15 protein-coding genes are annotated in these 18409 nt (G+C 70.9%); 6 read left to right on the forward strand and 9 right to left on the reverse strand.

The genetic code is table 11. From position 1 onward, the window contains the following. Positions 1–3326: non-ribosomal peptide synthetase (locus JGS39_RS10485; protein WP_219568497.1), on the reverse strand; the 3326-nt coding region annotated here is incomplete at its 3' end. A 276-nt stretch (positions 3327–3602) separates the two neighbouring features. Between JGS39_RS10485 and gntA the strand changes: the two genes are divergently transcribed. After that, the gene (gene gntA / locus JGS39_RS10490) at positions 3603–4277 is read left to right on the forward strand and encodes a guanitoxin biosynthesis heme-dependent pre-guanitoxin N-hydroxylase GntA (protein ID WP_219568498.1); all 675 of its coding nucleotides are present in this window, start codon (positions 3603–3605) and stop codon (positions 4275–4277) included. 88 nt (positions 4278–4365) lie between these two features. Here gntA and JGS39_RS10495 read toward each other — a convergent pair whose 3' ends face one another. Next, positions 4366–5865 (reverse strand): sensor histidine kinase, encoded by a 1500-nt coding sequence (locus tag JGS39_RS10495; protein WP_219568499.1) that lies wholly within the window; start codon positions 5863–5865, stop codon positions 4366–4368. 215 nt (positions 5866–6080) lie between these two features. Between JGS39_RS10495 and JGS39_RS10500 the strand changes: the two genes are divergently transcribed. Further along, a complete protein-coding gene (locus JGS39_RS10500; protein WP_236063432.1) occupies positions 6081–6707 on the forward strand; it encodes a response regulator in 627 nt (208 codons plus the stop codon). A gap of 45 nt (positions 6708–6752) precedes the next feature. Here the strand turns inward: JGS39_RS10500 and JGS39_RS10505 are convergent, their stop codons facing one another. Both JGS39_RS10505 and JGS39_RS10510 read right to left on the reverse strand, forming a co-directional pair. Continuing rightward, complete coding sequence (locus JGS39_RS10505; RefSeq protein WP_219568500.1) at positions 6753–7130, reverse strand: VOC family protein; 378 nt, start codon at positions 7128–7130, stop codon at positions 6753–6755. A 129-nt stretch (positions 7131–7259) separates the two neighbouring features. Further along, positions 7260–7922 carry a ScbR family autoregulator-binding transcription factor gene (locus tag JGS39_RS10510; RefSeq protein WP_219568501.1) on the reverse strand — a complete coding sequence of 221 codons (663 nt, stop codon included), beginning with the start codon at positions 7920–7922 and terminating at the stop codon, positions 7260–7262. A 126-nt stretch (positions 7923–8048) separates the two neighbouring features. Here JGS39_RS10510 and JGS39_RS10515 point away from each other — a divergent pair, with 126 nt between their 5' ends. Together JGS39_RS10515 and JGS39_RS10520 are read left to right on the forward strand one after the other, a co-directional pair. Further along, a complete protein-coding gene (locus JGS39_RS10515) occupies positions 8049–9125 on the forward strand; it encodes a ScbA/BarX family gamma-butyrolactone biosynthesis protein (protein ID WP_236063429.1) in 1077 nt (358 codons plus the stop codon). Then, the gene (locus tag JGS39_RS10520) at positions 9122–10054 is read left to right on the forward strand and encodes an NAD-dependent epimerase/dehydratase family protein (RefSeq protein WP_219568502.1); all 933 of its coding nucleotides are present in this window, start codon (positions 9122–9124) and stop codon (positions 10052–10054) included. The genes JGS39_RS10515 and JGS39_RS10520 overlap by 4 nt, the downstream gene beginning before the upstream one ends. Before the next feature lie 99 nt (positions 10055–10153). Here JGS39_RS10520 and JGS39_RS10525 read toward each other — a convergent pair whose 3' ends face one another. From JGS39_RS10525 to JGS39_RS10535, 3 genes are all read right to left on the reverse strand, one after another. After that, positions 10154–11038 (reverse strand): PhzF family phenazine biosynthesis protein, encoded by an 885-nt coding sequence (locus JGS39_RS10525; protein ID WP_219568503.1) that lies wholly within the window; start codon positions 11036–11038, stop codon positions 10154–10156. 102 nt (positions 11039–11140) lie between these two features. After that, a complete protein-coding gene (locus JGS39_RS10530; protein ID WP_219568504.1) occupies positions 11141–11608 on the reverse strand; it encodes a lamin tail domain-containing protein in 468 nt (155 codons plus the stop codon). A gap of 159 nt (positions 11609–11767) precedes the next feature. After that, positions 11768–12541 carry an SDR family oxidoreductase gene (locus tag JGS39_RS10535; RefSeq protein ID WP_219568505.1) on the reverse strand — a complete coding sequence of 258 codons (774 nt, stop codon included), beginning with the start codon at positions 12539–12541 and terminating at the stop codon, positions 11768–11770. Positions 12542–12832: 291 nt separating this feature from the next. On the opposite strand from JGS39_RS10535, the gene JGS39_RS10540 reads away from it, so the two are divergent. After that, complete coding sequence (locus JGS39_RS10540) at positions 12833–14461, forward strand: alkaline phosphatase D family protein (protein WP_219568507.1); 1629 nt, start codon at positions 12833–12835, stop codon at positions 14459–14461. 59 nt (positions 14462–14520) lie between these two features. Here JGS39_RS10540 and JGS39_RS10545 read toward each other — a convergent pair whose 3' ends face one another. Then, positions 14521–15525, reverse strand: coding sequence for a Gfo/Idh/MocA family protein (locus JGS39_RS10545; protein WP_219568509.1), 1005 nt, complete (start codon positions 15523–15525; stop codon positions 14521–14523). A gap of 78 nt (positions 15526–15603) precedes the next feature. On the opposite strand from JGS39_RS10545, the gene JGS39_RS10550 reads away from it, so the two are divergent. Then, on the forward strand, positions 15604–16917 hold the full coding sequence (locus tag JGS39_RS10550; protein ID WP_219568511.1) for a multidrug effflux MFS transporter: 1314 nt from the start codon (positions 15604–15606) through the stop codon (positions 16915–16917). Positions 16918–16931: 14 nt separating this feature from the next. On the opposite strand, the gene JGS39_RS10555 is transcribed toward JGS39_RS10550, so the two are convergent. Next, positions 16932–18287 (reverse strand): hypothetical protein, encoded by a 1356-nt coding sequence (locus tag JGS39_RS10555; protein WP_219568512.1) that lies wholly within the window; start codon positions 18285–18287, stop codon positions 16932–16934. Positions 18288–18409: the final 122 nt, after the last annotated feature.

Consider the following 18409-nt stretch of genomic DNA (forward strand, 5'->3'; position numbering starts at 1 on the left):
CCGGTCAGGCGCAGGGCGACCGGGATGTTGTAGAGGGAGCTGCCGGGCTCGTATTGCTGGAGGAACCACAGGCGTCGCTGGGCGAACGACAACGGCACCCGCTCAGGACGCGGACCCGCCACCAGACCAGCCCGTGCCGTGCCGGCGGCAGTGAGGCCCTCGGCCAGGGAGGCGGGGCTCGGAGCCTCGAACAGCCGCCGTACCGGGAGCTCCACGCCCAGTGCGGTACGGATGCGGGAGACGAGACGGGTGGCAAGCAGTGAATGCCCGCCGAGGTCGAAGAAGCTGTCGTCGACGCCGACCCGCTCCAGGCCGAGAACATCGGCGAACAGCCCGCACAGGATCTCCTCCTGCGCGGTGCGGGGTCTGCGGGCCGTCGCCGTCGAGGCCGCGTAGTCGGGCGCGGGCAGGGCACGGCGGTCCAGCTTGCCCGTGGGCGTCAGCGGAAGCCGGGTGAGCTCGACCACGGCCGCCGGGACCATGTGGTTCGGGAGCCGCTCCGCGACGAACGCACGCAGTTCGGCCGCGTCCGCCCCGCCGTCCTCCGAGGGCGCCACATAGGCGACGAGCCGCTTGTCGCCGGGCTGGTCCTCACGGACGATCACGGCACACTGCGCCACCGACGCGTGCGCCCCGAGCAGCGACTCGATCTCGCCGAGCTCGATACGGAAACCGCGCACCTTGACCTGGTTGTCGGCGCGGCCGATGAACTCGAGCACCCCGGCGGCCGTCCAGCGGACCACATCGCCGGTGCGGTACATCCGGGAGCCCGCCGGTCCGAACGGGTTCGCGACGAAGCGCTCGGCGGTCAGCCCGGGACGTCCCAGGTAGCCGCGGGCCACACCCGCTCCGGCGACGTACAGCTCACCCGACACACCGGCCGGTACCGGACGCAGTGCCGAATCGAGCACATAGACCTGCGCGTTGGACACGGGCGTGCCGATCTCGGCCGGGCTGCCCTCGCGGACGACGCCGGTGACGCTGTCGGCGGTGCACTCGGTCGGACCGTAGAAGTTGAAACCCGTCAGGCCCTCGACCGACGTCAGCTGTCCGCGCAGCGCCTCACCGATGGCCTCGCCGCCGAGGACGACAAGGGCCGGGCGGTGCCGGCCGTCATCCAGCAGGCCGGCGGCGATCAGGTGCTGGCACTCGGAGGGCGTCATGTCGACGACATCGATGCGGTGTTCGTCCACCTGCCGCGCGAACGCCTCGGGGTCGTGCCGGGCCTCGTCGTCGATCAGATGGAGTTCGTGGCCGTGGGCCGCCATCCAGAGGAACAGCCCCCAGGAGGCGTCGAAGGAGAACGACGCGGTGTGCGCCATGCGCAGCCGTCTGCCGCCGACGGACTCCACCACCGGGGCGAGCACCTCGGCCTGGTGGTGGTGGAGCAGGTTGGTGAGACTGGAGTGGTTGATCAGCGCGGCCTTGGGCCGGCCCGTGGAACCGGAGGTGTAGAGGATGTACGCGCCGTTGTCCCGGGTCGCCCGCACGCCGGGCAGGTCGGCGGCCGGTCGCGCTGCCAGGGACGCCTGGAGTTCCGGGTCGTCGAGGCGGAGGACGGGTACGCCGGAGCCGTCGAGGACACTCACACGGTCGGCGGCCGCGCCGGAGGTCACCACGAGGGCGGGCGCCGAGTCGGTCAGCATGAACGAGGTGCGCTCGGCCGGATAGGTGGGGTCGACCGGCAGATAGACGGCCCCGGCCTTCATGGCGGCGAGGAGCGCGACGACGGAGTCCACCGAGCGCGGCAGCACCACGGCCACGATGCCCTCGGGCCCGACCCCGTGCTCGACGAGCAGCCGGGCCAGCCGGTTGACCCTGCCGTTGAGCTCACGGTAGGTCACGGTGGCGTTCCGGAAGACGACAGCCGTCTCGTCCGGGGTGCGGGCCACCTGGGCCTCGAAGAGCTCGGGCAGGAGCTCGGCCGGCATGTCCAGTTCGGTGCGGTTCCAGTCGACGAGCATGCGCCGGGTCTGCTCGGTGTCGAGTACGTCGATGCGGCCGACCGGTGTCTGCGGAGCGGTGAGGAGCAGCCGCAGGGTCCGCAGCAACTGCTCGCCGAGCTCCGCCGCCGCCGCGCTGTCGAAGACGTCCGGGCGGTGGTCGAGCTGGAAACGCAGGGTGGTGTCGGGCATCCCCACGAGACCGAGCGGATAGTGCGTGGCGTCGTAGCCGACGGTCCGCAGGACCTTGAGGCCGCCGGACGCCTGGTTCATGTCTCCGGCGTCCAGCGGGTAGTTCTCGAACACCATGGACGTGTCGAAGAGTTCACCGAGCCCGGCGATGCGCTGGATCTCCGACAGACCCAGATGCTGGTGGGCCAGCAGCAGGGCCTGCTCCTCCTGGAGCCTGCCCAGGAGCGCCGAGAAGGGCTCGTCGGGGCGCAGCCGCAGCCGCAGGGGAAGGGTGTTGATGAACAGGCCGACCATGTCCTCGACACCGTCGAGTTCCGGCGGGCGGCCCGACACGGTCACGCCGAACACCACGTCGTCCAGGCCCGTCATCCTGGAGAGCAGAAGTGACCAGGCGCCCTGCACCAGGGTGTTGAGGGTGAGCCCGTGCTCACGGGCGAAGGCCGTCAGCGCCACCGTCTCGCGCTCGTCGAGGCCGAACAGCACGTGCTCGGGCACCATCGGCGGATGTTCCACGCCCAGCGAGGCGACCCGGGTGGGCTCCTCCAGCCCCGTCAGCGCCTCGGCCCAGGCCGCGCGGGCCTCGGTGGCGTCCTGCGCGCCGAGCCAGGTCAGGTGGTCGCGGTACGGGCGGACCCGGGGCAGCTCCGATGCGTCGCCCTTGGCGAGATAGAGCCCGAACAGCTCCCGCATGACGATCTGCATCGACCATCCGTCGAGCAGGATGTGGTGGTTGGTGAGGAGGAAGCGATAGCGCTGCTCACCGAGGCGGAGCAGTGTGAAGCGGACCAGCGGGGCCTGCCCGAGGTCGAACCGCCGGTCGCGGTCATCGAGGGCCGCCTGCTCGGCCAGTGCCGCACGCTCCTCGGCCGGAGCCGACCGGAGGTCGAGGGTCCGCCACGGTGCGGTGACATCGCGCAGCACCAGCTGGGCCCACTCACCGGACTTGCGCTGGCGGAAGGCGACCCGCAGGTTCGGGTGGCGCAGGAGCAGCGCGTCGGCGGCGGCGTGCAGGGCCTCGGCGTCGAGTGCGCCCTCGAAGTCCGTCGCCACCTGAGCCACGTACACGTCGGTGGCATCGTCCGCGTCCGGCCCCGTCCCCTCGTCGAGGACGTTGTGGAAGAGCATGCCTTCCTGGAGGGGAGACAGCGGGTAGATGTCTTCGATCTTACGTGGCTGTCGCGTCACTGCCATGTCTCCCACCGGACCGCAATTTGTCTTTTATGCCGCCACCGGTAATAGATCAGGCAGCAATAGCGACGAGCAACGTATTGCGCCGCCCGCGTTCCGTGCAACCAAAAGTCGGGGTCATTAACTCTCAGCTTAAGAGTCATTGAGGCCCGCGGGTGCCGTAGTGGTGGCGCAGTGGTGGCCCATATTCAGCCCCAGCTTAAAGAGGGTGCTCGCGATTCGGTCCTGCGTGGCCGGGTGCTACGGTCGCAAACCTTGTGTCGGAACGGAGGCGGTACGGTGCAGCGGAGTATCGAGGAGGAACTTGTCTCCTGGATAAATGGCGATGCCTTCACCTGTCTGGGGGCACGTGCGGCAGTTCGTCAGGACCTTCTGGTCACCCACGTATATGAAGAGCTGGATTCTGACGACTGCACGGAGAAGTTGCATCAGAATCTCATTGAATTCATTGATGCGAATGTTTCCGCGGAGCATGACTTCGCCTCGTTCGTCGCCATATTCCGTACGCCCAGGGAGTGCGGCGAGGAAGAGTTCGAACAGGCGTTGTGGGGGCAGCTGGGCCGGCTTCACCGGCTGGACGCGAAGTCCTATTCCTGGAGCGAGGGTTACTCGAGCGACACGGAGTCGTCCGAATTCGGGTTCAGTGTCGCAGGCCGGCCGTTCTTCGTCGCCGGACTCAATCCGGGTTCCTCGCGGATATCCCGGAGGTTCACGTACCCCGCGCTGGTCTTCAATTCCCATGAGCAGTTCGGCAGGCTGAAGGCCGACGGCACGTACTTCGGGTTGCAGCGCAGGATTCGTGCCAAGGAGCTGCGGCTGCAGGGAAGCGTCAATCCCATGCTGGCCGATCACGGCACGTCGTCGGAGGCACGGCAGTACTCGGGGCGGGCCGTACCGGCCGACTGGAAGTGCCCGTTCCACCCGGAACCCGGGATGCACACGCCGACCGGATGACCGGCGGGCCGCAGGCGCCTGCGCCTGCTCCGGCCCCTGCCCCGCGGGGCCGTCCCCGCATCGCGCGACCGCGGGGACGGCCCCGTTCTCACTTCTCGTGCAACTCGTCCTTGGTCACGAGCTCGCCGTCCTTGAAGCACAGCCGGTACACCCCGGACCCCATGAAGAAGAGGCCGCCGTCGGCGCGGTAGTACCGGCATGAGGCCTGAGCCGGGATCGCCGGACCCCGCACCGCATCCCGCGGATTCACCTGCTGGCCGGGGAGTTGGGAGCGCAGGTCCTCCCATTTCTGGCCCTGCCGCAGTCCCCGGTAGACGTCCGTGTCGAGCGTCATGCTCTCGTACGTCCGGGAGGTGTAGCCGATCATCAGCACGGCCACCGCGGCCGTCGCCGCGACCGGCACGGCCACCACCGCGACCAGGCTGCGGCGCACCCGGGCTTCGGCCCGCTGCCTGGCCCTGACCGAGACGGGTGCCCCCGGCAGCCCGCCGGCCTCGGCCGGACCGGGGAACTGGGCGGTGTTGGTGCCCGAGTGCGGCAACTGCGCCGCCACCTCGAAGCCGCCGTGGTCGAGGGGGCGCACCGCCAGGGTGCCGCCCAGGACCCGGACCCGCTCGGCGAGCCCGACCAGTCCCATCCCGCTGCCACTGGTGTCCTGCGGCGGGCTGTCCGGCGCCTCGTTGGTGATGGTCACCCGGGTGAGGTCCGTCAGCCGCTCCAGCAGGACCTGGATCTCGGCACCCGGGGCGTGCTTGGCGGCATTGGTCAGTGCCTCCTTCACGACACGCTGCACGGCTTCCTCGACGCCGCGCGGCGCCGGGAGATCGAGGCCGCGCCGCTTCAAATCGATGAGCATGCCGGCGGTACGCGCCCGGTCCACGGTGCTCATCACGTCCTCGCGCAGCGACGGCGCCGGTTCCTGGGAGGCGTCCACGCGCAGCACGCCGATGATGTCGCCGAGCCTGGTGATCGCCTGGGCCGAACTGACGCGCAGTTCACCGGCGGTGGACCTGGACGCCTCGTCCAGGCGCGGAGAGACCTCCAGTGCGGCAGCGAGCATGGCGATGAGGGTGAGGTCATGGCCGAGCTGGTCGTGCATGTCCTGTGCGATGCTGGCCCGTTCGCGGATCCTGGCCCGGTCGACGCTGAGCTGCTGCTCCCGCTCCAGATGCTGGGCGCGCTGCCAGCCGGCCAGTTCGAGCTCGCGGCGCTGGTGCCGGTGCCGGCCGGCCAGCCAGGCCGTCACCGCACCGACGAGGAGAGGGGCGGTATTGAGCCAGGTTGTGAGATGGCCGGACTTCATTCCGGTGGTGAGGACGGTCGCGGCGACCACACCCACCGCGATGGCCATCTCCACGGGCCGCTCGCGCGTCTTGCGCCGTCCCACGAGATAACTCATCGCGAACAGAGCGGGCGAGTACCAGGGATTGATCACACTGAGCGCCGCACCGACACCCCAGGCCAGCGGAAGGTGACGCTCCCGGAAAGCGACGACCGGCACGAGGAGGACGAGCCCGCCGAGTCTCCACCACGACGTCGACGACGTCAGATCGGTGGGGGAGCCGAGCAACGGAGGCACGGAGAGCACGCACCACAGGGCTACGCTCCGGATAGCCTTACGCCGTTCGGCATAGGCGGCAAGGAAGCAGGAACGGCCGGCCCGCCGCTCGGGTTCACCGGTCCTTCGAGGACCCTTAATGCCTTTCACAGGGAGTCCTGGCTGTGAACCGACGCGGCACCGGCCGGGGCGAAGAGAGAATAGGGAATCAGGTGATCCGAGTTCTGCTCGCTGACGACGAACCGATGATGAGGGCGGGAGCCCGCGCGATTCTGTCGGCCGACCAGGAGATCGAGGTGGTGGCCGAGGCCGCCGACGGCCGGCAGGCCGTCGAGATGGTCCACCGTCACCAGCCGGATGTCGCTCTGCTGGATGTGCAGATGCCGCTGCTGGACGGGCTGGACGCGACGTCCGAGATCCTGCGGACCTCCTCGCGCACCGCCGTGATCATCTTCACGACCTTCAGCAACGACGACTACATCTCGCGCGCCCTGAGCAACGGAGCGAGCGGCTTCCTGCTGAAGTCGGGCGACCCGCGTGAACTGATCGCGGGTGTGCACGCCGTGGCCGACGGCGCCGCCTATCTCTCCCCCGAAGCGGCGCACCGGGTGATCCGGGGCCTGTCCCTGGAGAACATGTCGCGGAAATCGGCCGCCCGGGAGCAGGCAGCCCGGCTCAGCAGCCGCGAGCGCGTCGTGCTGGGGCTGCTCGGCGCGGGCCTTTCGAACGCGCAGATCGCCCGTCGCCTGGACCTCGTGGAGGGCACGGTGAAAACTCACGTCAGTTCCATCCTCAGGAGACTGGCAGTCGGTAACCGGGTACAGGCCGCGATCATCGCCCATGAGGCGGACCTGATCACAGCGGCGGACTGAGGCAGGTCCGTGCGCCGCCGGGGCGTCGGGCCGGCACCCGTCGGGTCAGCCATGGCTCAGGACGTTGATGACGCGCCCGTTCGGATCGCGTACGAAGAAGCGGCGCACGCCCCACTCCTCGTCGGCCGGGCCGTACACGATCTCCGCGCCGCTGCGCACCACCGCCGCGTACACCGCGTCCACGTCCTCCACCTCCACGCTCAGATCAGGCGTGACCGGGCCGGTCCTGTCGGCGGTCATGATGCTGACCTGGGCCGTGGGGTGGGAGGGCGAGGCGAGCGTCATGATCCAGCCCTGGTTCATGACCTCGTCGAGGCCCAGGAGCCCGTAGAAGGCGGCGTTGGCCCGCATGGCTGCGGAGGCGTCCCCGGTTCCGTCACCCGTGCCGGTCACGATGTTGGGGACGACGCGGCGGACGGACATCGGGGGCTCCTGTCGGTGGCTGGCGCTGAGTCACCGAGCTTACGACCCGCCCCCGTTCACGATGTGCTCGCGCCGCCGGATGCGGACCGCGTGGTCTGGTTCCGGGGGTCACGGGGTGTTCGGAGGAGGTCAGTTGGGGGCGCCGGCCTGGCTCGGTACGGTTTCGAGGCTGCGGAGCAGACGCTCACCGCGATCTTCGGCCATATCCAGCGTGGCCAGAACGGCCGGCGTCGAGATGCTCGGGAGCACGTAGTGCAGCAGGACCGAGATCCGCCGACCGAGGTCCTCGCGGTTGGACAGGACCTGGGACATCACCTGGATGCCCGAGAAGGATCCCGCCAGCATCTCCGCGGCCTCGCCCGGAGCCACGTGCGGCAGCAGCTCGCCCTGCCCCTTGGCGGCCACCAGGATGTGTTCGAGCCGGTCTATCCAGCCGCGAAAGGGTGTGCCGCGGTCGAGGCCCTCCACGGCCTGGTCCATGGCCAGACCGACGCTGGCCCGGACCAGTGGCTCATGGCGCAGCCGGTAGGCGAGGAGCATGCCCTGGTCCACCAGCTCCTGGAGCTTCGTGAGCTGGGGCGGGAGCGGATCGCTGTGCAGCTGTATGTCCATCACCCCGAGCGCGAGGTCCTCCTTCGAGGCGAAGTGGAAGTACAGCGCGCCCTTGGTCACCCCCGCACGCGCCAGGATCTCGCTGATGGTCGCGCTGCTGTAGCCGCGCTCGTCGAACACGTCGGCGGCCGCCACCAGGATCGACCTGCGGGTCTGGATCGCGCGCGCCTGCTGTGCCATCAGCTTCTCTCTTACTGGTGGCGTGGTTGGTGCCACAGGGGGTTGGCTGGAAAGGAAAACCGGGCTGTCAGTATCTTACTGCGGGGCGGCTCGGCCCTTTGACTCGGATCCTCCTGGGGGAACTTCATGGTTCAGCTCACCTCACGCAGCGCTTCGATGTCGGTGGAGAGCGTCGAGCGGGCCGGGTACGCCACGGGTGCCGGCCGCGCCGAGGTCTCCTCCGGCAGCCCGGAGGAGACCGGCTCCCCGGCCGGGGAGGAGCCCGGCCGCAGAGAAGGCTCACCCGATCGGCTGAGACAGCTGGTCCACCGGACCGACCCGCTCGACGTCTTCCCCACCGGACTCACCCGGCTCACCGACACCCAGTTCTCGGTACCGGCCCACTGGCCGCGGGCCCATCGCTTCTTCGCCCCGGTCGGCAGCCACCAGGACCCCCTGCTCATAGCCGAGACCATGCGGCAGACGACGATGCTGATCGCCCACGCCCAGTTCGGCGTACCGGTCGGTGACGCCTTCGTGATGTGGGAGCTGCGGTACACCTCCGCGTCCGAGCGGCTGGAGCTGGGCGAGGAGCCGTGGGACATCACGGTCGACGTCTCCTGCTCCCGGATCCGCCGCCGGGGCCGGAGCCTCGGCTCCATGCACATCGAACTCCTCCTGCACCGCCGCGGCACCGTGCTCGCCACCGGCGGCGGCCGGATCAGCTGCACCTCGGCCGCGGCGTACCAGCGGCTGCGCGGCCACCGCGGCGCCGTCCTCGACGCCCCGATACCCCTCCTGCCCGCCGTCGCACCGCGTACGGTCGGCAGGACCTCCGAGAACGACGTCGTCCTCTCGCCCGGCACCGACCCCGGCACCTGGCTCCTGCGGCTCGACACCCGGCACCCGACACTCTTCGGCCGCCCCAACGATCACGTACCGGGCATCCTGCTGCTGGAGGCGGCCCGGCAGGCCGCGCACGCGGCCACCGGATCGGCCTTCCTGCCGACGGCGATGCAGGCCGACTTCCTCCAGTACGTGGAACTGGACCGCCCCTGCCGGATCGAGGCCACGACGCTCCCCGCCGACGGCGACGACCCCCTCGCGCCCGCCGGAATGTTCATACGGGCCGTTCAGGACGGCGAACCAGCTTTCACCTGCACCCTCCGCTCGCCGGAACTCCACCCGGCCGGGCCCGGCGATGTCAGAACGGACCTCTCATGACGCCCCGCATCCTCATTACCGGCGCGACCGGTTTCATCGGCAGCCGGGTGGCCGCCGCCGCCCGCGCGACGCCCGGGATCCGGCTGCGCCTGATGACCCACCGGACCGCCCTCGACACCCCGGCGGACGGACTCCACTGCGAGACGGTGTACGGAGACCTCGCCGACCCCGGATCGCTGCGCGGCAGCTGTGACGGCGTCGACGCCGTGATCCACTGCGCCTCCCGGGTCGGCTCCGACGAGCGGACCGCCCGGACCGTCAACGACCACGGCACCCGTGCGCTGGTCGACGAGGCCGTACGCGGCGGAGTCGGCCGGATCGTCCTGCTGAGCACCGCGTCCGTCTACGGCCGCGGCCCCTTCACCGCGCTGCCCCCCGGAGCGGCCGAGCCCGCCCCCGTCTCCGCCACCAGCCTGACCCGGGTCGCCGCCGAGCAGCACGTCCTGGCGGCCGGGGGAGCCGTCCTGCGCCCGCACATCGTGCACGGGGCGGGGGACCGGTGGGCGATCCCCGGACTGGTCGCCCTGCTGAGGTACCTGTCGGCGGCACCGGCCGGCTGCGACGCCCGCCACTCGCTGATCGACGTGGAGAGCCTGGGCCGAGCACTGCTCGGGGCGGCGCTCGCCCCGAAGGCGCCGTCCGGCGTCTACCACGTCAACCACCCCGAGCCGGTGACCTGCTCGGACCTGCTGTCCACGGTGCTCGGCGAACTCGCACTGCCCTGGGCGGGCACGGAGATCGCCCTGGACGAGGCCCGTACCCGGCTGGCCGGCGTCCCGTACGCCACGCACCACTTCGACATGCTCACCGTGGACCACTGGTTCGCCGACGAGCGGGTGGGCGAGGACCTCGGCTGGGCCCCGGGCCCGGACTTCCGGACGTCCTTCGCGCAGCACGCCCCCTGGTACCGGGAGTTCCTCAGCCGCTGAGGCCGCCGATACCGCTGAGGGCGCCGGGGACGCCTATGCCGCCGGGAATGCCGAGATCACCGGGGACGCCGCGGGTGCTGAGGCCGCCCACGGCGGCCCTCACGCGCCCGCCCGGTCCGGGATACGCGTCCCCGTCCCGCTCACGCGCACCCGTGCGTCGCCCGCCCGCAGGGTGACGGTCAGCGTGCCGGGGCGGCCCATGTCCTCACCCTGGTGCAGGGTCAGCGAGGCGGTCTCCGGGACCAGCGACAGGGCGCGCAGGTACGCCCCGAACGCGGCGGCCGCCGCGCCCGTCGCCGGGTCCTCGACCACACCGCCTACCGGGAACGGGTCGCGTACGTGGAAGACGCTGTCCGAAGCGCGCCACACCAGCTGGACCGTGGTGAGGTCCAGCCGGTGCATCAGCGCTTCGAGACGCGCGAAATCGTAGGAGAGTGCGGCCAGCCGCTCGCGGCTCGCGGCGGCCAGCACCAGATGACGGGCGCCCGCGTAGGCGATGCGGGGCGGCAGGGCCGGGTCGAGATCGGTGGCCGGCCAGTCCAGCGCGGCCAGCGCCTCCGCGACGTCCTCCGCGGCGGCGTCCGTGACGTGCGGCTCCACGCTGGTGAGGGTCGCCCGCAGTTCGGTCCCCTCGCGGACGACGGTGACGGGCACCGGACCGGCCGCGGTGATGAACTCCAGGTCCCCGGGACCGTCCCGCTCGGCGAGGGCCAGGGCCGTGGCCACGGTGGCGTGACCGCAGAACGGGACCTCGGCCTTCGGGCTGAAGTAGCGGATCGCGTAACCGCGCGCACCGGGCTCCGACGCCTCGGTCCGGCCGGTCAGGAACGCCGACTCGCTGTATCCGACCTCCGCCGCGACGGCGAGCATGCCCGCCTCGTCCATACCGGAGGCGTCCAGCACGACGCCGGCGGGATTTCCGCCCGAGGGGTCGGCGGAGAAGGCGGTGTAGCGCAGGAGATCGGGCCCGGGAAGATCAGTCATGTGCGGCACAACCGCGCCGCGGTCCGGGGCATTCCCCTCCCGTGGTCCCGCCCGCCCCCGTGCCGGGCGGGACCGGGAAGCACCCGGACCGCGGCATCCCGCTCAGTGGCAGTTCTTGGTGCCCTTGCTCGACTTCGTCCAGGAGCAGGAGTCCAGGAGCTTGCCGTTCGGCTTGATCAGCCGCGCCTTGTCACCGGTGTTGTTCCAGACGTACGAGCCGCGGTTCCAGTACAGGTGGCCGGAACTGTTCCTGGCCTTGCCGGTGTGCACCTTGACGGTTCTGCCCGCGCCGACGCTGTAGGCGGGGAAGGTGTAGGTGTACCCGGTGTTGTCCTTGAGCTTGTAGCCCTTGAGCTGCACCTTCGCCTTGGTGTTGTTGTGGATCTCGACCCACTCGGCCCTGAGCGAGGCGGTGGACCGGGTGTCCTTGCCGGGGCTGTCGTACTGGATCAGGCCGAGGTGGACGCCACCCTGGTGCTTCGCGGCGGAGGCCGGGGTCGCGAGGAGCAGCGAGCCCGTGAGGGCGGTGGTGGCGGCCAGGGCGAGGGGCACCGCGGTGCGTATGCGCATGCTGTGGTCCTTATGTGGAGTTCTGGTGAAGAGCTGCGAGCATAAGGGCAGCACGCGCTTACCGAGCCGGCCGGGGTGCGAATGCGGCGGGTATCGGCCGTTCGGGCCTGAGAGATGGTCAGTTGTGTTCGCAGGAGGGCCTGTTCCCGCCCGGTTGCGTCAGCCCCGGCCCACGTACGGCATTCCCGTCGCCATCACGGTGGTGAACTGGACGTTCGCCTCCAGTGGCAGCTCCGCCATGTGGACCACCGTCCGGGCCACGTCCGATGCCGCCATCACCGGCTCCACGGCCAGCTCGCCGTTGGCCTGGAGGGTCCCGGTCCGCATCCGCTCGGTCATCTCGGTCGCGGCGTTGCCGATGTCGATCTGGCCGCAGGCGATCCGGTACGGGCGGCCGTCCAGCGACAGCGACTTCGTCAGGCCGGTCATCGCGTGCTTGGTCGCGGTGTAGGCGACCGAGTGCGGGCGTGGCGCGTGCGCGGAGACGGAGCCGTTGTTGATGATCCGCCCGCCCTGGGGGCCCTGCTCCTTCATCTGCCGGTACGCCGCCTGCGCGCACAGGAACGCCCCGGTCAGGTTCACGTCGACCACCGTGCGCCAGTCGTCGTAAGCGAGTTCCTCGACCGGCACGGCGCGCGGCCCGAAGGTGCCCGCGTTGTTGAAGAGCAGATCGAGGCGGCCGAAGCACTCCCGTACGGAGGAGAACAGGGCGTCCACGTCGTCCGGGCGTGACACGTCGGCGGGGACGGTGATCACCCGGGCGTCCGGCCCGGCCAGCGCGGCGGTCTCGGCGAGGGGTTCCGGGCGGCGGCCCGCGAGCGCCACCGACCAGCCGGCGCCGCACAGCGCCAGAGCCACCGCGCGGCCGATTCCGGAGCCCGCGCCCGTGACCACAGCCGTCTTCGTCGCGGAGTTCAACAGTTTGTTGCTCATGGTGCGGCAGCGTACGCCGCCGGCTCCGGAGGATGCGGCCGGGGGCAAACGGCGCGTCCGGGTGGGGGGTTCGCGTCCCGCGGGTGATTCCCGCACGCGGCACGGCGATTCCCCGGCTGCCGCACCCGAAGTTAATGATCATGGTTCTGCCGCGTACGCGGAGTTTGCCCCTGGGGATCCATTCCTGCCGCATTCCTCATCCGGGCGACGTCCGTGCGACGCGAGCACGACAACCGCCCGATGCGTCGGCCCGATGGACTTCCCCCACATCACCAGTCAGGGGAGGGACAGATGACGCTCTCATCGCACCAGCGGGAGCTGCGCGACGCGGTCCGGAACACCGGCCGCCGCCGCTTTCTCACCGTCACCGGAGCCGCCGCCGCACTCGCGTTCTCCGTCGGCCTGCCGGCCGCGGGAGCGGCGAGCGCCGCCGAGCTCGACACCCGGCAGATCGGCGAGGACCCGTTCACCCTCGGCGTCGCCTCCGGCGACCCGCTGCCCGAATCCGTCCTCCTGTGGACGAGACTCGCGCCCCGCCCGTTCGAGCCGGACAGCGGACTGCCCGCCGCCCGCATCGAGGTGCGCTGGGAGGTCGCCCGCGACGAGCGCTTCCGGCACATCGTCCGGCGCGGCACCGCCACCGCCCACCCGGAGTTCCACCACAGCGTCCACGTGGAGGTCAAGGGCCTCGCACCGGACCGCGTGCTCTACTACCGCTTCCGCGCCGGACAGTGGACCAGCCCCGTCGGCCGGACCCGTACCGCGCCCGCCCCCGGCGCCCACAAGCGTGAACTGTCCCTGGCCGCCGTCTCCTGCCAGGCCTACCACGACGGCTACTTCACCGCGTACAAGCACCTCGCACAGGAGGACGTCGACGTCGTCTTCCACCTCGGCGACTACCTCTACGAGTACGCCGTCACCGCGACCGGCGGAGCCCGTAACTACACCGACCGGACCCTGCCCGCCCTCTTCAACCGGGAGACGACCACGCTGGAGGACTACCGGCTGCGGTACGCCCTCTACAAGTCCGACCCGGACCTGCGCGCCGCCCACGCCGCGCACCCCTTCGTCGTCACCTGGGACGACCACGAGACCGAGAACAACTACGCGGGCGAGACCCCCGAGAACAGCGTGCCGCCCGAGGAGTTCCTGATCCGCCGGGCCGCCGCCTACCGGGCGTACTGGGAGAACCAGCCGCTGCGCGCCCCGCAGCGGCCCGACGGCCCGGACATGAAGCTCTACCGGCGCCTGCAGTTCGGCCGGCTCGCCCAGTTCGACATCCTCGACACCCGCCAGTACCGCAGCGACCAGGCGTACGGCGACGGCTGGCAGACCCCCGGACCCGAGTCCGAGGACCCGTCGCGCACCCTGACCGGCGCCGCCCAGGAGCGCTGGCTGATCGACGGCTGGCGCCACTCGAAGGCCACCTGGAACGTCGTCCCGCAGCAGGTCACCTTCGCCCGGCGGCGCGATGTGCCGACCGACGCCTACAAGCTGTCCATGGACTCCTGGGACGGATACCCGGCGTCCCGCGACCGCGTCCTGAGGGGCGCCGAGGCCACCGGTGTGGACAACCTCATGGTGCTGACCGGCGACGTGCACGTCGGCTACGCCTTCGACCTGAAGCGGGACTTCGACGACCCCGCCTCCCGTACGGTCGGCACCGAGATCGTCGCCACGTCCATCGCGAGCGGCAAGAACGGCTCGGAGAAGCCGGCCAACTGGGCCAATATCATGGCCGCCAACCCGCACATGAAGTTCTACAACGGGCGCCGCGGGTACGCCCTGGTCACGCTCCAGGAGCGCCAGGCACGCGCCGACTACCGCACGGTGTCCGCCGTCACCACGCCCGACGCCCCCGTGACGACGGCCGCCTCGTTCGTCACAGAGGCCGGCAACCAGGGCCTGACCCCGGCCTGAGCGCGAGGAGGCCGGCAACCAGGGCCTGACCCCGGCCTGAGTACGACGGGCGGGAGCCCCTACGACACCAGGCCGTCCACGGGGTAGCGGACGCCGATGCGCTCACGTACCGCATCGAGCGTCCGCATCACCGCGAGAGAACCGTCCAGGGGCACCAGCGGGGACTCCGTCTCGCCCGCCCGGACCGCCCGCATCACCTCGGCCGCCTCGAACTGCATGCCCGACAGGCCCTGTGGGCCCGGGCCGGAGGTGATCTCCTCCGGCTCCTGGCCCGCCCGGTGGAGCACGAAGTGCCGCGGGTAGAAGAAGCCCTCCGGGAAGTCGATCCGGCCGGCCGTCCCGATCACCGTGGCGGCCGTCGGGTGGTGCCCGACGAGCGAGCAGGACAGCAGTGCGTTGGCCCCCGACTCCCAGCCCAGCAGCATGCCGGTGTTCAGGTCCACGCCCTCCGGCGACAGCAGCGCATCGGCCTGCACCCGGTCCGGCTCGCCCAGCAGCAGCTGCGCGAACGACACCGGGTAGACCCCGAGGTCCAGCAGGGCGCCGCCGCCCAGCGCGGGATCGCGCAGCCGGTGCCCGGCGCCGAAGTCACCCGCGAAGCCGAAGTCGGCCTGCACAGTGCGGATCTCGCCGATCGCCCCGTCCCGCACCAGCTCCGTCATCCGCCGGATGACCGGGTTGCAGTACGTCCACATCGCCTCCATCAGGAAGAGGCCGCGGTCCCGGGCGAGCTTCACCAGCTCCCGGGCCTCGCGCTCGTTGATCGTGAACGCCTTCTCGCACAGCACGTGCTTCCCGGCCTCCAGGGCCAGGGCGGCCGCCTCCCGGTGCGCGGAGTGCGGCGTGGCCACGTACACCACGTCGACCTCCTCGTCGGCGACGAGCCCGGCCCAGCTCCCGTAGGCCCGAGGTATGCCGAACCGCTCCGCGAAGGCGTTGGCCGAAGCGTCCGTCCGGGAGGCCACGGCCACCACCTCCGCATCGGGCATCGCCTGCAGGTCAGCGGTGAACGTCGCCGCGATTCCACCTGTCGCCAGCACGCCCCAACGGACAGTCCTGCTCATGCACGCTCCCAAAAAGGTGTCGACCATTCCGGCTGAGCTGAGAGCATAGAGGCGGATTCAACAACTATGGAGATGAGAATGCCGGACAGCGGCCTCAGCCGGGCCCAGCGGATACCCACGACCGACACCGGGGCCACACCTCCCCGCCTCACCCCTCCACCCGGCTCCGCCGCCACCGCGGCAGCCCGGCGCACCGGAATCCTCGTCACCCTGGTCCTCGGCGGCCTGACCGCGCTGCCGCCGCTGTCCATGGACATGTACCTCCCGGCGCTCCCCGCCGTCACCGACTCGCTGCACGCACCGGCCGCGACCGTCCAGCTCACCCTGACCGCCTGCCTCACCGGCATGGCACTCGGCCAGGTCGTCGTCGGCCCGATGAGCGACCGCTGGGGCAGGCGACGCCCGCTGCTCCTCGGGATGATCGTCTACGTGTTCGCCACCGCGATCTGCGTCTTCGCGCCGACCGCCGAACTCCTCATCGGCTTCCGCCTTCTCCAGGGCCTCGCGGGCGCGGCCGGCATCGTCATCGCCCGGGCCGTCGTGCGCGACATGTACGACGGCGTGGAGATGGCCAGGTTCTTCTCGACCCTGATGCTGATCTCCGGAGTCGCACCCGTCATCGCCCCGGTCATCGGCGGACAGGTCCTGCGGATCACCGACTGGCGGGGCATCTTCGCCGTCCTGACCGTCGTCGGCGTCCTGCTCACCCTCGTCGTCTGGAAGTGGCTGCACGAGACCCTGCCGGCCGCCGAACGACACACCGGCGGCGTCGGCGACGCGCTGCGCACCATGCGCGGGCTGCTCGCCGACCGTGTCTTCAGCGGCTACATGATCGCGGGCAGCCTCGCCTTCGCCGCGCTCTTCGCGTACGTGAGCGCGTCCCCCTTCGTCATCCAGGAGATCTACGGCGCCTCGCCGCAGACCTTCAGCCTCCTCTTCGGTATCAACTCAATCGGATTGATCGCCGTGGGACAGATCAACGGCAAGATCCTCGTCGGCCGGATCAGCCTCGACAAGGCGCTCGGCTTCGGGCTCTCGGTCATCGTGCTGGCCGCGACGGCGCTGCTGCTGATGACGTCCGGGGTCTTCGGGGACGTCGGACTCGTACCGGTGGCGACCGGACTCTTCGTGCTGATGTCGGCGATGGGCCTGGCGATGCCGAACACCAACGCCCAGGCGCTGATGCGCACCAAGCACGCGGCGGGTTCCGCCTCCGCCCTGCTCGGTACGTCCTCGTTCCTGATCGGCGCGGTGGCCTCGCCGCTCGTCGGCATCGCGGGCGAGGCGACGGCCGTGCCGATGGCCGTCGTGCAGCTGGTGTGCGCGGTCGGCGCCATGGCGTGCTTCCTGGCGATGTGCCGGCCCTGGCAGCAGGTGGCCACCCGGCTCTGAGGGCCGCGTGGCGGTCAGTCCGCCCGGGGGTAGCCGATCAGGTGCAGCCGGTCCTTGTCGTCGGACCAGCGGAACAGCCCGACCCCCTCGGCGCCCTCCGCGCCGGGCATCCGCGCATTCGGTGACAGCAGTTCCGTCGACCCCGCCGAGAGCTCGGCCGTGACGGGGAAGCCGCCCCCGGCGAGCGCGTCCGCCGCGTTGCGCACGTTCGTCGCCCCGTACGCCGTTCCGTCGTCGGTCACCGATGCCAGGACGAGGGTCCTGGACCCCTCGGTGTCCTCGAAGCAGAAGCCCTTGCCGGCCTCCAGGTCGAACGCGAGGTTCCCGGCCACCAGATAGCCGCCCGACGGCGAGACGACGGCCTGCGGGTACTGACCCGGCGCGATCGCCGGCTTGTGGCACCGCACGGAGACCAGCGCCTTGCCCGTCTCCGTGTCGTGCACCGTCCACAGGTCGTGGGTCGCCGCCAGCTTCGCGCCCTTGGCCAGCCGCCACTTCGCCAGCACCACTCCGGGAGCCACGGACGTCGGGATTCCGCTCTGCGGGTCGGCGCCCTTGGGCGCCACGTTCCGGCTGAACCAGCCGCCCTGCACCCAGAACTCCCGGGCCCCGCTCACCAGCAGGCCCTTCGACGTCAGGCCGCGCACCTCGGTGAGCTGCTTGCAGGCCGCACAGCCCTTCGGGTACTTCAGCGCCTTGGCGGGAACCCTCGTGATCCTGCCCGTCGCCGGGTCGACGACCGCGCTCGTGGCCCCGCCGTTGCCGATCACGATGCCGGGGCCGGTGCCGGTGACGGTCGGAGCCGTGGCCCACGGCACGTCCACGCGCTGCCTGCCACCGTCCTCCACGGTGTACACGTCCAGCGAGACGATCCGGTCGGCGGGCGCCGGTGCCTCCTGGCCGACCTTCCCGTACGACCAGGTGACGAAGTACTCCTGGTCGTCCGTGGTGACGGTGAACAGCCTCGGGAAGTGCGCGGCCGCCGGCGGGCGCCAGGCGTCCCCGCTCCAGCCCGGCCGCCCGGTCTCCGAGTCGATCGTCCGCAGCCGGTACTCGCCCTCGGCCGTCCGCACCAGATAGGCGAGCCGGCCGGTCGTCCGGGAGATCGCGTAGTCGGGAGAGGTGTCGGTGAGTTCCCAGCCGCGCCGCGTCGTGTACGAGGCCGGTACGGTCAGCTGCGTCGCCGGGCCCGTGCTCTTCTTCACCGGCTTCTCCGGCTTGCCGTCGTCCTTCTTGCCGCCGCCCCCGCAGGTGGCCAGCAGGAGCAGCAGCGCCAGCACCAGCAGCCCGCCGACCAGAGCCAGGCGCACGACGCGCTGCCTCGTGGTCCCTCCGCCGGCCGGAGCCAGGCGTCCGAACTGCAGTCTCATGGTCCCCCCGATGAGCAATACCCGACCTGGGCCTTCGCGCGAGCAATTCCCGACGAGGGCCTTCGCGCCGGTCAGCGTAGCAACTGGTCCGTAACGCTCCGCAGTTCGGTTGCGTCCCCGTT

The organism is Streptomyces poriferorum (assembly GCF_019399235.1).
GTDB classification, from domain to species: Bacteria; Actinomycetota; Actinomycetes; order Streptomycetales; family Streptomycetaceae; genus Streptomyces; species Streptomyces poriferorum.